Source organism: Butyrivibrio sp. NC3005, assembly GCF_000424545.1.
In the GTDB taxonomy this organism is placed as follows: Bacteria; Bacillota; Clostridia; order Lachnospirales; family Lachnospiraceae; genus Butyrivibrio.
The window spans coordinates 1-16,796 of record NZ_AUKC01000043.1 but is presented as its reverse complement, the minus strand read 5'-3'; the positions used below and the strand labels follow the sequence as shown (position 1 = coordinate 16,796).

14 protein-coding genes are annotated in these 16,796 nt (G+C 35.3%); 9 read left to right on the top strand and 5 right to left on the bottom strand.

Going from position 1 to position 16,796, the window contains the following annotated elements:
• Positions 1-57: 57 nt before the first annotated feature.
• Positions 58-963 (top strand): carbohydrate kinase family protein, encoded by a 906-nt coding sequence (locus G634_RS0111665; protein WP_026505431.1) that lies wholly within the window; start codon positions 58-60, stop codon positions 961-963.
• Between the two features lie 158 nt (positions 964-1,121).
• Here G634_RS0111665 and G634_RS0111660 read toward each other — a convergent pair whose 3' ends face one another.
• From G634_RS0111660 to G634_RS0111650, 3 genes are read right to left on the bottom strand one after another with little or no spacing between them, the layout of a single operon-like run.
• Positions 1,122-2,297, bottom strand: coding sequence for a serine hydrolase domain-containing protein (locus G634_RS0111660; protein WP_035799872.1), 1,176 nt, complete (start codon positions 2,295-2,297; stop codon positions 1,122-1,124).
• A gap of 30 nt (positions 2,298-2,327) precedes the next feature.
• A complete protein-coding gene (locus tag G634_RS0111655) occupies positions 2,328-4,292 on the bottom strand; it encodes a TRAP transporter permease (RefSeq protein ID WP_026505429.1) in 1,965 nt (654 codons plus the stop codon).
• Between the two features lie 14 nt (positions 4,293-4,306).
• Positions 4,307-5,278: a TAXI family TRAP transporter solute-binding subunit gene (locus G634_RS0111650; RefSeq protein ID WP_242826814.1), complete on the bottom strand. Its 972-nt coding sequence runs from the start codon at positions 5,276-5,278 to the stop codon at positions 4,307-4,309.
• A gap of 561 nt (positions 5,279-5,839) precedes the next feature.
• Between G634_RS0111650 and G634_RS0111645 the strand changes: the two genes are divergently transcribed.
• From G634_RS0111645 to G634_RS0111610, 8 genes are all read left to right on the top strand, one after another.
• Positions 5,840-6,433, top strand: a complete 594-nt coding sequence (locus G634_RS0111645; RefSeq protein WP_026505427.1) for a cytidylate kinase-like family protein — start codon at positions 5,840-5,842, stop codon at positions 6,431-6,433.
• 13 nt (positions 6,434-6,446) lie between these two features.
• Positions 6,447-7,625, top strand: coding sequence for a glycosyltransferase (locus G634_RS0111640; RefSeq protein ID WP_026505426.1), 1,179 nt, complete (start codon positions 6,447-6,449; stop codon positions 7,623-7,625).
• A gap of 19 nt (positions 7,626-7,644) precedes the next feature.
• On the top strand, positions 7,645-9,447 hold the full coding sequence (locus G634_RS0111635) for a glycosyltransferase (RefSeq protein ID WP_026505425.1): 1,803 nt from the start codon (positions 7,645-7,647) through the stop codon (positions 9,445-9,447).
• A 425-nt stretch (positions 9,448-9,872) separates the two neighbouring features.
• A complete protein-coding gene (locus tag G634_RS0111630; RefSeq protein ID WP_026505424.1) occupies positions 9,873-10,505 on the top strand; it encodes a hypothetical protein in 633 nt (210 codons plus the stop codon).
• Positions 10,506-10,680: 175 nt separating this feature from the next.
• Entirely contained in the window at positions 10,681-12,432 is a 1,752-nt protein-coding gene (locus tag G634_RS0111625; protein ID WP_026505423.1) for a hypothetical protein, read from the top strand.
• Positions 12,433-12,474: 42 nt separating this feature from the next.
• A complete protein-coding gene (locus tag G634_RS0111620; protein ID WP_026505422.1) occupies positions 12,475-13,116 on the top strand; it encodes an SH3 domain-containing protein in 642 nt (213 codons plus the stop codon).
• Entirely contained in the window at positions 13,085-14,077 is a 993-nt protein-coding gene (locus tag G634_RS0111615; protein ID WP_026505421.1) for a glycosyltransferase family 2 protein, read from the top strand. The genes G634_RS0111620 and G634_RS0111615 overlap by 32 nt, the downstream gene beginning before the upstream one ends.
• Positions 14,016-15,170 (top strand): hypothetical protein, encoded by a 1,155-nt coding sequence (locus tag G634_RS0111610; RefSeq protein WP_026505420.1) that lies wholly within the window; start codon positions 14,016-14,018, stop codon positions 15,168-15,170. The genes G634_RS0111615 and G634_RS0111610 overlap by 62 nt, the downstream gene beginning before the upstream one ends.
• On the opposite strand, the gene G634_RS19030 is transcribed toward G634_RS0111610, so the two are convergent.
• Together G634_RS19030 and G634_RS21795 are read right to left on the bottom strand one after the other, a co-directional pair.
• A complete protein-coding gene (locus tag G634_RS19030) occupies positions 15,145-16,329 on the bottom strand; it encodes an AAA family ATPase (RefSeq protein ID WP_256379374.1) in 1,185 nt (394 codons plus the stop codon). The two genes, G634_RS0111610 and G634_RS19030, sit on opposite strands and share 26 nt — an antisense overlap.
• Before the next feature lie 8 nt (positions 16,330-16,337).
• Positions 16,338-16,472, bottom strand: a complete 135-nt coding sequence (locus G634_RS21795; protein ID WP_256379375.1) for a hypothetical protein — start codon at positions 16,470-16,472, stop codon at positions 16,338-16,340.
• Positions 16,473-16,796 lie beyond the last annotated feature (324 nt).

Here is a 16,796-nt window from a genome sequence, read left to right as displayed (position 1 = left end):
TAGCATTAGTATTCTTATGTTTATTCGTGACATTGATTATATAAGGAGACGATTAAGATGAGTAACGTAATTGTTGCAGGAGTAACACAGATAGAGACAATTGTTAAAGTTGATTCATTTTATTTGGATGAGAACGAAAGGTTATTTTCTGCTCCAATTTATGTATCGGCAGGTGGAGATGCATATGATGAAGCGCTGGCTCTTTCATGGCTCGGCGATAAAGTAACGTTTATGTCTGTTGTCGGAAGAAATCAGGATATGGGAGTATTCAATCCGGCTGATTCCGGAGTAAGGATTGATACTCAGTATATGCTAAAGAAAATGGAAGAAACTCCAACAGAGGTTGTGTTTGTAGATAAAAACTGGAAACAGAAGATTTTTGAAGATATCAAAAATCTTCGTGACACAGCTTATGACATGAATCTTGTATCTGGTCCAATTTCGGAGGCAGATATAATACTCTTATCTAACGCCAATTTTTGCAGACCATTCGTTCAGGCAGCAATTGACTCTGGTACTAAAATAGCACTTAACCTTAGAACTTATAACAGAGAAAAAGAAAAATATAATGTCGATTTCTTAAGCAATGCCAGCATATTGTACCTAAGTGATGATGGCGTTGATGAGGATCCGTTTGAATTTGTTAAAAATATTGCCAGTAAGTACGGAAATGATATCGTTATACTTGGTCAGGGTGGAACCGGTCTTATTTTGTTTGACAAGAAACAGAATATAAATATTCATCTTAACGCTGTTGATACAGTTAAGGTTGTAAATACGCTGGGAGCTGGTAATGCACTTATAGCAAGTTTTGTTCATTATTATCTTGAAACAGGCGATAGTGTTATGGCAATTAAGAATGCGCTTTTGTGTGCATCTTATAAACTTGGATATGAAAAGACTTCTGAAGGATTTATGACGCCAGAACAGGTAGAACACTGGAAGAAACTTATTTGGAGATAAAATTTGCAACGAAATAAAACTTTTATAGATATAAAAACGTATTGCTATACGAAATTAACCAAAATACACTTCCTATACATTAATGAGGCTATTGCTAATGGATTGTAAAATTTTGCCAATTGCAATAGCCTCACTGATTATTCTATGGAAATATTAAATTAAAGTTCTGAGAAAATAACATTTCTGAGCTTTCTTGTCAGTGACCAGGTTCCAGCATTTATCTTTTGCATACCCATAAGAATTGTAAGATTATACTCTGGAACATTCTCAAAGTAAGGTCCAAGCCAGCCATCCCATCCATATTCACCTTTTGAAGAAAGAGTAGTAGCAATAGACGGATTATCCATAACTCTTAGAAGGTTCGCATAGGTAAAGCCTATGTTGTGTTCCATGCTGTTATCCATATCTTTCTGACATTCAGGACGGAGCTTGCCGCTGGTCATAAAGGATACAGTATTAGGACGAAGAATAGTAGTACCTTCGTAAGTTCCGCCATTTAAAAGCATCTTTGCAAATTTGGAATAATCTGAAAGAGTAGACATGACGCCAGCTCCACCCGATGCAAATGCCGGATTTTTATCACAATCATAGTTTATAAGAAGATTGTCTGTCTTAACTTCTTTAAGATCTTTTGTCTTGTTATCGAAATCGTATACCTTTGCTAGTCTGTCACGTTTTTCATCAGGTACATAGAAAGCAGAATCATCCATATGAAGAGGTGCAAAGATATTGTCATGCATAAACTGTGCAAAAGGCTTTTTAGATGCAACCTCAATGACAGCACCTAAAACATCAGCTGAAAAGCCGTACATGAAATGCTCACCAGGCTGAAATAAAAGAGGAGCACCAGCAAGCTTTTTTGCAAATTCAACAGTTGAAATAGCCTCATCAGTCCTAAGCTTTTTAAGTCCATCAGCGATTATTTCACTAGTCTTTGCAAAAGCAGGATTTCCTAATCCTCCATAGGTAAGACCTGAGGTCATATTTAGAAGATCACTTATCTGCAGCGGCCTTTTCTGAGGAACAAGTTTATCACCACACACAACTTTTGTGTCTGCGAATTCTTCGATATAGTTTGCAACAGGTTCTCCTAAATCAAGTAATCCCTGTTCGACTAGAATAAATGCACAGGCACTTGTGAGTGGTTTAGACATTGAATACAACCTGAAAATTGTATCTTTGTCAAAAGGCTTCTTTTCTTCAATATCCCTGTAACCACACTCCGTATAGGCGATTTCTTTTTCGTTTTGAATTATAGAAACATTTACACCTGCAACCTCTTTGTTTTCAATACTTCGTTTAATTGTTTCATGTAGTCTTTCTGAAAGTGACATTTTGATGTAACCCCCTGTGTTGTATTAAATCTATATTTTGTTTTCTGTGACTTCACCTCGTGCCTTTAATTTTTGGAGCACGCAGCCTAGTACTATCATTATAAGACCTATAAGGTCAGTCAAATGATTTGGATCAATCATGCATACACCACCAACAAGAAGGAGAAGTCTTGAAACAATAGTCATGTCTGTAAAGATATATCCTTCAAGTGATGAAGATACTCCGAATATTCCAATAAAGGATGTAAGTGCAATTGTAATAACACCTAAAACTGTTGTATCGATAAGAAGCAGTGCCGGGTTAAAGCAAAATACATAAGGTACGATGAATACTGCAATAGCAAGTCTTGAAGCATTGAACGCTGTTTTCATAGGGTTAGACTTGGCAATTGCAGAACCGGCATAGGCAGCAAGTGCAACAGGTGGTGTTATATCAGCAACTATACCAAAGTAGAATACGAAGAAATGTGCAGCAAGAGCAGGAACACCCATTCTGATAAGGATAGGAGCAGTTGTTGCAGCCATAATACAATAGTTGGCTGTAGTAGGAACACCCATTCCAAGCACAATACAGCAAAGCATTGTAAGAATAAGTGCGATAATAAGTCTGTCTCCGGCTATTGAAATAATCGCATTAATAAGCTCATTTGCAAGACCTGTCATTGTGATACAGCCAGAGATGATGCCGGCTACGCCACAGGCAGCAGCTACTGTGATAGTACCTTTTCCACCAGCTACAAGAGCATCTAACAATTTGGCAGGTGTTATACGGTCCTTTTTGTCGAAAAGACTGACAAAAATAGCAAGAAGAATTGCAAAACTTGCAGCTCTCTGCATTGTCATCATGTTGCCCGAAACCCATACAACCAGCATGACAAGAGGAAGAAGAAGATAAATCTTCTTGATCATGTCTGTGAATTTTGGAAGCTGATCCTTTGGAATACCTGAAAGCTTTAATTTTTTAGCCTCAAGATGAACTGCTATGAAGATTCCTGCAAAGTATAAAATAGCAGGAATGATAGCTCTACTGATAATACCAGAGTAAGGAACTCCGACAAAGTCTGCCATAAGGAAGGCAGCAGCACCCATAATAGGAGGCATTATCTGACCACCGGTCGAGGCAGCAGCTTCAATAGCACCGGCAAACTCTGCTCTGTAGCCTGTCTTCTTCATCATCGGGATAGTAACAGAACCTGTAGTAACTGTATTACCAACTGAAGATCCCGATACCATACCGCAAAGAGCAGAAGAAATAACAGCAACTTTAGCAGGACCTCCTGCATACTTACCAGCTACGCTGTTGGCAAGTTCGATGAAGAAATTGGAAATACCAGTTCTTTCAAGGAAAGCACCAAAAATAATAAATACAACGATATACTTGGAACATACATTTACAGGTGTTGCGAAGATTCCTTCTTTTGTATAGAAAAGATTTCTAACAAGGTATTTTAATCTTCCAAAAAAGCTTGGGTTGGTAAGACCAAAAAACATAGCATAGATAATGAAAAATCCGGCTACAATCAAAATAGGAATACCAACACATCGCCTTGTTATCTCGATTAGCATAAGAACACCGATTATACCTATAACTATCTGGTAAGTCTTAAACCTTGTTCCCTGCTGAATAATACTTTCTGCATTGAAAGTAAAGTACAAAAATGAAGAAGTACCGGCAATCATCATTACAATGTCGTACCAGGGCATGTGATTAGGCTTTGTAATACCTTTTTTGGCAGGATAAATTAGAAAACCCATCATTATAATAAGAGCCAAAAAAGATGTTAATCTAATTTCTTCAAGGAAAGTTGCAAATAAAGTTACATAAATACACCAAAGAGAAAATGCTGCTACAAAAAGTCTGATAACCTTCTGTGGAGTACCTGTCCATACTCTGGTGTTACTTTCTCTGTCATATTTTTTCATTACTGCATCGATGGAAGCTTCTGCTTCACTACTATGCAAAACCGGGGTTGAATGTTCTGTATTATTAATCAATAGAAGTCTCCTTTTTAGTTGGTTTTAACATTAATGTCATGCTCTTTGTAGTAACGGGCAGCGCCTTTATGAAATGGAACAGCCATACCATCTGTGGCGTTTTTTAGACTAAGCTCTGTGCCTTTTGCATTTTCTTTGGCAATATCTTTTGTGTGGTCAAAGATAGCTGCAGTCATATTGTAGACAGTATCTTCATCAAGAGATGCATCCACTATTACAGTTGCCTTGACTGTTATTGTCTCAACTGGCTCGTTTTGTCCAGGATAAGTCTTGGCTGGGATTTCAAGCGCTGTATAATAAGGACATTTTTTTAATATGGCATCTCTTAAACTACCATTTATGTTAATAAGATTTACTCCGTTAGTGGTTGCAAGCTCTGTAATAGCGGTTGTAGGAGCACCTGCTACAATAAATGCAGCATCTATTTTACCGTCCTTGAGAGCCTCTTTACTATCCTCGAAACTAAGATATTGAGGTTTTATATCATCTAACGAAATTCCTGCACCATCGAGAACATCGAGAGCATTGAAGTAAACACCAGAGCCAGCTTCGCCTATTGAAACACTCTTACCTTTTAAATCAGCTACAGACTTTATATCTTTTTTCATGGAAAAGAGCTGAACAGTTTCGTTATACAAACCACCCAGTACTCTAAAGTCATGAGTTGGACCATCCTTTGCAAAAGTCTTGGTGCCATTCCATGCATAATCCATAACATCAGACTGTGTGAAGCCAAGCTGAAAATCTCCATCTTGAATAGATTGGATGTTAACCTTGGATCCGCCAGTAGAGACAGCAGTAACCTTGACCTTTGCATGACTTGTAAGATATTGGGCAATGATACCGCCATAAGAATAATAAGTGCCGGCTGTACCTCCAGTTCCGAACATAAGCCTTTTCTTTCCATCACCGCATCCTGTGGTTAAACATATACATAGCGATAAAGAAAGAATTATTGAAAGTATTTTTCTGATTGATTTAGACAAAAAGTAATCCTCCATATTTAAAAATTGAAATGTGCAAAAAAGACTTTGAGCTGGATTAGTTTGTCACCTAGATAAGAATCTCATGAAACTCGCAGTTATTGCTAATTTTATGACTTCTTGCTGAGATTTAGGATAATCATCAGCAAGAATCCTGCTTCGCAGGACAAAATTTCTCTTGACGACAAATTTTGGTCTGGTACGGTTACTTGTTTTCCTGATGAAAACAAGAACCTATGAAAAACAATGACAAGAGTAATACCACTCAATATATTATTGTAGCATAATGGCTGTTTTTTTAAAATGAAGCAAAAAATAGAGTTTTTTGACAATTGAACTGCTTCGGAATAAAATGAAGATATATGGATTTTTGTCACTACGTTCCAAAAACCACGCAAACTGGTCATTTGAAAAGGCTTCGCCTTGGACCAGTTTGCCACTTGACTTTTGTTCTCACGAAACTCGCAGTAAATGCGAGTTTCTGAATGTAAGTGACGAAAAATTATTTGATGATGCAAAAGTTATTTTGCGCATAATCACTAAATCCCAGTAAAGAGAGGACTTATGAACTCAGATTATAAGGTTATTACTATCAGCAGGCAATACGGAGCAGGTGGAAGAACTGTTGCGAAGAGTCTTTCCGAGAAGCTCGGAATCCCTTTTTATGACAATGATTTTGTTAAATTGACAGCTAAGGAAAGCGGATTTTCAGAGAATGATATTCTTAGAGAAGGTGAAGATATAAGCTACGTATCACGCTTTGTGAATAGCATTTTGAATAATTCATCATCATATACCAGTTCTCATGATGCGATTTTCGATGCGCAGGTTAGAACTATTCTTGAGCTTGCTAAAGAGCCATGTATCATAGTAGGACGCTGTTCTAATATTATCCTTAGTGCAGCCAAGATTCGTTCTTTTGATATCTTTTTGTATGCAGATATGGAACATAGATATAAGAGAGCAGAAGAACTGCACGAGAACGGTTCAATGGACCTTAAGAAGTATATTGAAAAGCGTGACAAGCAAAGAGATATTTACTACAAGACTTATACAGGTCATACACCGGGAATGTTTCAAGATTATGATATCTGTCTTAATACCGGTGCAATTGGTATGGATAACTGCGTTGATATTTTGGTAAACATTTTAAAGTAAAGGGAGCTTTTAAATGGAAATTGGTATAACACTGATTTTGCCAATCTATAATGTTGAAAAGTATCTTAGAAAATGCCTGGACAGAGTATGTGTGCAAACTCTTTCTGACAAGTCACAGACGATTCAGATTATCCTTGTGGATGACGGGTCTACTGACTTGTCGGGAAAAATATGTGATGAATATGCAGGTAAAGACAATAGAATAGAAGTAATCCACAAGAAAAATAGCGGCGTAGCATCCGCTAGAAATACAGGCCTTGACCTTGCAAAAGGAACATTTGTTGCTTTTCTTGATTCGGATGATTTTATCGAGAACGAGTATTGCCAAAAAGCATATGAAGAAGGAATGAATTCAGGTGCTGATATAGTTATTTTTGATGGCTTTTGGGATAAGTCAACAGAGACTTTGTTGTGGAAACATGCGCCAGAACCTTTTTGTATGGATTCAAGAGAACAAATTGAAAAAATCGAAGCGGCAGTTCTATATCCGCATTTTACCCCTTTTAAAATGAAAGATGTTCAGGAAGTGCCTTTTGCAGCTCCCTGGGATAAAATATATCGTCGAAGCTTCTTAGAAGAGAATAATCTACGATTCAGAAAAAAATTAAAAGTATTGGATGACATGGTCTTTAATTTTGAATGTTTTGATAAGGCCAGAAAAATCTCCTATATTAGTCATCCGCTGTATCATTATATTTATCATTCAGATTCTATTACAAATTCATATAAAAAAGACAGAGCTAAGAAAGATCAGGAAGTGTTCAAATTTCTTCAAACATTTTTGTCTCAGAAGAGATACATGGAAGAATTTCAAAGTACAAAACAAGAAATAAACTCAAAAGTTATACAGAAGCAAAATAAAGAATCAAAGAATGATGAAAGTCAGTATTTGGATTTGGCAGAAGTTAAAGGGAAACCGACATTACTCGAACGAGCATATTATTGCAGGGTAGTAAAATCTTTTGCTATTTTGTGTAGACTGTATTTTTTTGCGGCAAAATGTCCTTTGACCAAAAATGAAAAGTACCAAAGAGTAATAGACGTTATGGAAAATGATACCTATAAAATCGCATTTAATAGGGTTTCATGGCAGGATTTGGAATGGAAACTAAAAGCGGTATATGTTGTATTTAAGCTGAAAAGCCCGAGATTATTGTATCTATTAAATAGACTTCAGGAAAAATCTTCCTAGAGTATCTGATGAGGAAAACATGAAAATTCAAAGCATACTTGTTCCAAGTAAAGATATATGTAAAGAAAATGAATTATACTTTCATAATAATCAGAAATGGCAGCTTTTCAATGGATATTTCAACCTTTTCTATATTGAGAAACATAAAGAGTATACTTTTATAGAAAGTCTATCACTGATTGTTACACTAAAAGGATATAGCTGGATTAGACTTATGCATGATAAAGAGGTACTTGTAGAGAGAAAGTTAGATGAGAATAACTTTGTGACATATACATTTGAATTTCCATATGCGGACTATACTAAAGGTGTATTCTGGTTTTCTTTAAAAAAGGCTAACGAGAATGTGGAAAAAAAGATAGAAGGCTATTATGACGCAAGGGCAAATAAGAAAAAAGATGTAAGACTTGCAGTCAATATCTGTACATATAGAAGAGAAAAATACGTTTTAAAAAATATGACTAAGATTGCATCTTTTATAGAAAGAGAGCCCGATATAGTCAGGAACATGCAGATTTATCTCATAGATAACGGGCAGACTTTATCCACAAGTACAGAATTAAAAAATCTAATCAAAAAAGTTCAAATTATTCGAATTATTCCTAATGACAATACAGGTGGATGTGGCGGATTTACAAGAGGTATGAAGGAAGTAATAGCTAAAAACAAGTGGATTACAAATGTATCACGGTCTAGTATAGAAAGACCTTTTACACATATTGTAATGATGGATGATGATGCATGTTTTGATCCTGATACCTTTGTACGGTTATTCGGAATACTGCACTTTATTAAAGACAAATATGCAAAGGCTGCAGTAGGTGGAGCTTTATGGCGTGAAGATTATCCATATCTGCAGCATGCATGTGGAGAAAGTTTTGAACGATTTAGGATAATAAATAAACATCTTTTGACAGATTTAAGAGACTATAATCAATGCACTTCTGACTGGATGTGTGAGGTGGGTCATGAAAATGAGTGTTATGGAGCGTGGTGGTGCTGCACATATCCAATGAGCGAGGTTACAGAAGATAAATTGCCGTTACCAGTATTTGTTCATCATGATGATATTCAATTTGGACTTAGAAGGAAGAAGAATGGAGTATTATTTTTAAACGGAATAGGAGTTTGGCATCAGGGATTTGAGCTATGTTTTCCAGGAGTAAAACAATATTACAATATGCGGAATACCCTGATAACAGAAGCTTTATATGAACCTAAAGTGAAATCTTTTGAAGTGGCATTATGGGCAAGTAAGCGAACACTTGGGTTACTACTTATGTGTAGATATGCTGAAATGGAGTTTGTATATAAAGGCATAAAAGACTTTTTAAAAGGACCAGAGTGGATATCAAAGCTTGATAGTGCGACATATCATCGAAGACTGTCAGATTATTACAAGAAAAATTTCCCTCTGCAAGATATAGAAGAGCTAGAACTCGATGTAAGAAATAAAGATGAATTGGTTAAAGAAATTAATAATTTTCATCAAAATCTTTCAATATCTCAGTTGAGAAACTACTATAACAAAAAGAAATATAAGACTACTTTTTTCAAGAAATTAACCATAAACGGGTGGTTGTTTTGGGCAGATAAAAAATGCGGAATCATGACACCGCTTGATAATCCGTGGAAAATTTATAGAAAGAAAGAAATTCTTATGTATGAAATTTCGTCTAGAAAAGCATGCTTTGTACGAAGAGATTATAGGAAACTATTAAGAATGATTAAGATTGTGATATTGATATTTTGTGATATCATGAAAAACTATAAAAAAGTATCAGGAGATTATCATTCGGAAGTCCTAATCAAGAAAAGCTAGATAGATGATTGTTATTATGAAAACAAGAACCTATAAACTTTTCATAAAGGTTCTCCGATAAAATGAATGTATTTGGTTTTGGTATTGATACTATTTATCAAAATATAGAATTTTTCTTTGAAATCAGGATAAAAAGAAATTGAGAAATCCGTAAAATGTAGAGGGATTCTATATTTTTATAGCTGAAAGAATTCGGGAAAATTTCACAATTATCAATTTGTTATCAAAAAAGCGTTAAATTGCGCTTTAAAAATTGTGAAGCCGGTAGTAGAATAGTATTTGTATCAAAATATATTATATTCTAACAATAAATTAACGGAATATAATATAAAATCGAAATTTATGTGTAGTTCGTTTACATATAAATTACAAGGCATACGCCTTGGAACTACAAATTTTTCATTTTATAAGGAGGAATCCATATTATGAAAGTAAGCGTTGCAAAAAAGTTACTCGTTACATCTCTTGTGGCTACAATGGTATTGGCACCGTGCACAGCATTTGCTAAGACTCATACCGCTACACCTGAAGCTCCTAAGTATTATCCAACAGCTGAAGAACCAGAACCAGCACCTAAGAACTACGAGCCTACAAGCGAAGTTGCAGGTGCTAAGTCACAGCTTCCTGGAGCATATGCAGTTAAGAAACTAGCTGGTTTTGCTGTTACAACATCACTTGCTAATGCAATTGCTAACCTTGGACTTACAGGCGCAGAGAGACCATTTATAAAGGTTTATGATATTTCTGCTAAGAACAGCCCTCTTGCATTTGCATGCATCGATGCAGCAGCTAAGTCAGTAGGTGGAACTGTTATCGAAGCTATTAATGTTGACTTTGGTAAGATGTCAGGCGGCAAGTTTGTAAGACTTGAAAATGGCGAAGTTGTAGCTAAGGTTGGCCTTAAGAAGAATCAGGTTGTTGCTGGTAAGAAGTACGCTATAGTACAGGTTCTTCCTGGCGGCGCAACAAAGATTATCGAAGATCAGGATAATGATCCAAATACAGTTACATTCCCAGTACAGGCTGGTCTTGGAGCATATGCTGTAATCGTATACTAAGTCAGGTAAAATACTAAAAAGTATATCGTTACTTTCTTAAAAGCATTATCATTCAAGAAGTAATGTAAAGACAAGATGTCGGGAAATGATTACATGCTGGTCATGAATTATTTCCCGATGTTTTCTAAATAGATACTAAAAAATATCTAAATGTGATTAAACAGGGGGCATGCACTTGGGGAAACACAAAGATAGGATTTATCTTGGAATAGGAATACTTATATTGATATGTCTTTGTATGCATGATATTTATGGAATTTACGGATTTACTTTTTTTCCAGATGAATTTGGATATTGGGCTCCGGCAGCCAAAATGCTCGGGTATGACTGGTCAAGAATAACAGCTCTTGGCTCATTTTATTCTTATGGGTATAGTATTGTACTGTTACCCGTTCTTAAATTTTTTACAGATGCGATAGTTACATATAGAATGGCAATTGTTGTAAATATGATAATGCATGCTGTTTCCATAGTGCTTCTTTATCATATATTAATAGAAGTAATTGATTTGAATAGCAAAGACTTTAATAAGGAAGCGGCAATTGCAAGCGCTTTTGCTGCACTAAACCCCTCATGGGTTACATATACCAAGTCTACAATGACAGAAAGCTATCTGTGCTTTCTATATATACTTATTTGTTTCCTAATGCTAAGATTTTTGAAAAAAAAGAGAGCAGTAAATGGAATTTTACTGGCACTTGTAACTATATATATGTATTTCGTGCATATGAGATGCATGGGAATGATACTTTCCGTAATGCTTACTCTTTTTTTCTATATGATAGGGAAAAGGAAAAGCAAAAAAGCAATTAGAAATATTTTGATTGTTCTGGCGATAGTAATCGCGTTGTTTCTCATCAGTTTTATAATATATGATTTTGTTATTGCAGGTATTTACAAGAATTCTTCCAAAGATGTACTTGCATGGAACAATATTCATGGACAGGTTCACAAAATAAGACAAATATTGTCTTTGGAAGGAATACTAACTTTGATAGAAGATCTTCCGGGGAAAATTTTGTACGTTTGTATGGCAACCTATGGGTTATTTGCCTGGGGATTTATATACATAATAGGAAAAATTAGAAAAGAAAACAGTGAAAAAAGATATTTTTACATATTTTTACTAGTATCTTTTCTGGGACAGTTTGGAGTTGAATTAGTGTATCTGTATGGAGCCAGTAATAAGACTTCTACTAGATTGGAGCTCCTTTTCCATGGAAGATATATTGATTTTGTTCTATCTGTATGCATGGCTATAGGACTAATAGCACTTCTAAGAGAAGAGAAAATCCTAACGATATGGAAAAAGACAGTTTTTATCATGCTGTTTTCTATAGTCATGATGTGCTTTGGATATCTTATTATACTTAGAAATCCTATGCATTTTAATGATGCACATAGCTCCTTGATGCTGGGAATGAGCTTCTTTCTAAATGAGTTTAATCCTGATGTTCCAAACTATTTATGGAAAGAAGTAATAGCAAGACTTCTTATATTATTAGTAATAACAGCTTTAGTCATATTTTATAAAAAACGTAGAACAGATTACGTTTTTGCCGCTATGGCACTTATTCAGATATTGGGTGCGATTTATTTTAGTAACAACCTTGTAATGCGTAATCAATCGTATATATACGGTGATTTAATAGTAGGAGACAAATTACAGGATATACGAAAAGAGAGGAAAAAAGCAGATATTCTATATCTTTATGAAGATGCAGTGCAATATATTGAGATTGTTCAATTTGCTAATAAAGATGCGGATATAAATGTCATATATCCATCTGAAGAATACGTTGGTGATGCTGTTAATGAGAGCATGATAGTGTTGTGTGATTATAACAGTGGTTACTGCAAAGAACTCTCACAAAGATTTGATAACAAATATCAGATGGGACATTTTATTATGTACTACAATGACTGATGCATGAACACTTGTGAAATAAAATTCGAAAGGAGAATTATCATGAAGCTAAGTAGAACGTTTTTAAAAGTAATGAAACAAATGTTCCTGGCGCTTTTTGTTATAGGATTTATAGTAATGAGCTTTCCAGAGATAAAAGTATATGCAGGGAAGTCTACTCAGGTGGAAGGAATGATTTACAATGTAAGTACCGATTCATCCCTGCTGGAGAAAGCTGATGCGAAAAGCCCCAAAGTAGCAAATCTGTCAAAAGGTGATATGGTATTTGTAACTGGAGAGAGTGGAGATTTCTACGAAGTCTACTATCAGGGAAAAACAGCTTATATATTAAAGGAAAATGTTGGAAACAAGCTGATAGCAGAGGAAAGTTCCAAAGATAAACAAGATGAAAAAGTTTCAAAAGAAAAATTGAAAGAATCAGGAGTAAATAAAAAAGAACTTAATGAAGAGTTTGAAAACCATGCAAATGCAGATGAGATATACATTGATTCATACCTTGCCCAGATGAGAGCAAAGAGAAATGCATTTATCTGGAGAACTGTTATCATAGTACTTATTGTAGTAGCAATTGCAGCACCATTTGTAACAAAGCTTTTTACAAAAAAAGATTCCAAAGACAGCTCAAAAAACGAAAAGGAAAACGAGGCTGCATATGAAGCTGATCATACAAATTCCGTGCTTTAATGAAGAAGAGACTTTACTGGTTACACTCAACGATTTGCCAAAGGAAATCGAAGGAATTGATGAAATTGAATACATGATAATAAATGATGGAAGCAGAGATGCTACATTGAATGTAGCTAAAAACTGGGGAGTTCAATATATCGTCAATTTCACTCAGAATAAAGGCCTTGCCAAAGGATTCATGGCAGGCATAGATGTGGCGCTCGAAAATGGAGCAGACATAATCGTTAATACAGATGCGGATAACCAGTACTATGGTGAAGATATAGTCAAACTCGTAACACCTATTCTAAAAGGGCGGGCCGATATTGTTATTGGTGAAAGACCGATTGATGATACCAAGGATTTTTCTTTTATAAAGAAAAAACTGCAACACTTGGGAAGCTGGGCTGTTAGACAGGCATCTAATACTAAGATACCGGATGCGCCAAGCGGCTTCAGAGCTTTTTCGAGAGAAGCAGCTCTGCGCCTAAATGTAGTCAACGATTATACATACACATTAGAGACAATAGTGCAGGCAGGAAGAGAGAAGATTCCGATTATATCAGTGCCTATAAGGACTAATCCTGCACTAAGGTCTTCGAGACTGGCCAAAAGTATGATGGGATATGTCAGAACGTCAATGCTTACGATTCTAAGGGCATATCTTATTTATAAACCCTTGAAATTTTTCATGTTTCTATCATTGTTTCCTTTTATGCCGGGATTTGTTATTACACTTAGATTTGTTTATTTGTTCATTACAATCGGCGGAGCGGGACATATTCAGTCACTTATTTTCGCATGTACACTTATTATCATCGGATTTGTCTGCCTGATGATAGGAATACTAGGTGATACGATAAGTGCCAATAGGAAGATTCTGCAGGATACACAATACCATTCGAGGAAACAATATTATGACGGAGTCAAAATTAAAAAAACTGATACAAAACAAGAATGTCATATATATTACCGTTAAAAACAAAGATTATATAAGAACTTCTCAAATAAGGAGATTTTTAAAAGAAAACGCAAGCGGCGTCAAAATAGTGACATCAGAAAAAAGTAATGCCTTTTTGCGGGCATCAGATATTAGAAAAAAAATAAATACTAACCTTTTGGAAAATGCAGACGTAATCATAGCTGGGTTTCTTCCTCAATTAATATGGTCTAAAATAATAAAAGTTAATAAAGAGTTTCAAAAAGAAAACAGGAATAATCCAGATAAAAAGAAGCTTATTATTATAGCTGAGTTCTTCTTGTCCTTATATGATACGATTTGCTGCGATAGGAAATACTTTTTTAAAAAAGGAATAGTGGCAATATTTCTTAAAATAATGGATGTAAGAGTTCTGAAAAAAGCTGATTTGGTAGTAACAGATACAGCTTCTGATGCAATCTATTTTTCTAAAATGTCCAAAAGGAAAATGGAAGATTTCGATGTAATGTATCTGGAAGCTGATCCTGAAATATATCATACAAGTAACATTAGCCAAAACAAAGGCCAGGATACAGATGATACCCTTGAATTAACTAGAGAGGAAAGATGTGAAAGATTCTTAAGAAAACGCGGGCTTATAGAAGGTAGCGCAGATGATAGCGAAAGAAAAGAAGAGTATAAAGTTTTGTATTTTGGAACTGGCCTTCCACTGCAGGGGAATGACATTGTGGTAAGAGCTTTTGCAATACTCGGAAATGCAGTGAAAATCAGTCATATTGATAATAAAATTCTAGAGCTTGTCTATATAGGCAGATTAAGTAGGAAAAATAAGAAAATAGTAAATAAAATTCCTAATTTGACTTATTATCCATGGCTTTCGCAAGAAAAGCTTGCTGGTGAAATAGAATCTGCGGATTTGTGCCTTGCAGGACACTTTAATGCAACAATCGATAAAGCAGACCGAACAATTCCCGGAAAAGCTTTTATCTATGAGAAAATGAATAAAAGAATGATACTAACAGATACTAAGGCTAATCATGAACTGTTTGAGAAAGATTATAGACACTTGTGGATAGAAAGAGGCAGTTCCAAAGAACTGGTGAGAGTTATATGGGAATGCTATTATGAATAAAACTAAAGCGGCCTGCCATGCAGACCGCATTTTTTATCCTATTAATACTTTTTTGCCCTGAAAAGCAAAACCATCGTTTTATCATATCTTCAAAGGTGTGTAGAACTTCAAGATTTGTGAGAGACACATTGCATTTTTTTCTGACACCGCTTTGAAGTATGTATGAGTTTATTCTTAGATATCCGGAAGCTAGAAGCATACTAAATATTCCAGATTCACTTTTATCTATGAGGTTAAATACAATTTCGTCATCTATAAGAACTTCAATAGTGTCACCTTTTAGAAGAGATTCCATTGACTTTTTTACATCTATGCTTCCTTCTCGTATGAGTTTTTCTACCAGAGAGTTCTCACTGGTGTTGGCCCAGTAATTGCCAAGAGTACGCTCGTCCAAGTATTGCGTTACTGACCAGGGATTATAAATCTCAGTACATTTTCCAATGGTAAAACCGTCATACCATTTTTTTACATCTTCAAAGGTGTTGCTAAGACCATAGGATAAAAGAGCATTCCTTACTTCGGACTCTGTAAAACCAAAATCTTTGTCGAATCTGGCGTTTGTTATAGTGTCAACCTTGAGATTGTTAAGGTCTGAGAAAATTGATTCTGTACTGATTCTGGTAATGCCTGTCAAAAGTGCTCTTTCAAGATATGGATTGGTTTTCAGAGTAGCATTAAATAGGTTTCTGATAAAGCCTGTCATCTCACTCCAAAAACCATCAGTATAGGCTTCATGGATAGGAGTATCATATTCATCTAATAGAATAATGACTTTTTGGTTATAGTACTTGCTAAGTATCTCGCAGAGGAAACGTATCGAGTCAGTAGCTATGGCATCTGTCATTTCATAGTTAATTTTGCTCCAAAAAAGTTTGTCCATGTCAGTTAAGAAGTCAGCATTTCTAACATTGTCATTGTTACGATAAAGAGTGATAATTTCTTGTATAATCTGAGCTCTGGCGGTTTGGTAGTTAGTTCCTTTGACTGATGCAAAGCTTATAAACAGTACTGGATAATTGTTGCAAAGATTATGAAACTGCGGGTAATGCCAGATACTAAGATTTTTAAATAGTTGGTCGCTATTAAGGTATTTGTTCGAGAAGAAACAATCGAGCATACTTAGATTTAAAGTCTTTCCAAAACGTCTAGGTCTAGTGATAAGAGTAACTACATCAGCACTTTCCCACCAAGGACTTTTTGGACTGTGCTTAGAGGAAGACCGGATTTTTGAGAGATTTCTGTATAGGTCATTTTTAGGCTCTTTTTCAAGGCTTGAAGTTCGATTATCTTGTTTTGTGACATAAAAACTCCTTTGTAATACTTGATGATAGTAAATTAATATATTGCAATGAGAATTGCAATATATTGCTATTATATATTTGCAATTGCTATTTTTGTAATTACAATGTAGCATTATTTAGATATAAAAGCAATGGGGGCGTTTTCTAAGAGATAAAAAGGTCGTTATCGCAATAAGGAGAAATAAACCTGTATTTGATAACATTGGCGGCGCACACTCGTGACTTTAGTCATGAGTTAGCCGCCTTTTCTTGACTCTGCTAATTACGTATGGTATTATATAGACATGGATAAAGATAGAATATTTACAATAAAATCAGATGTAAC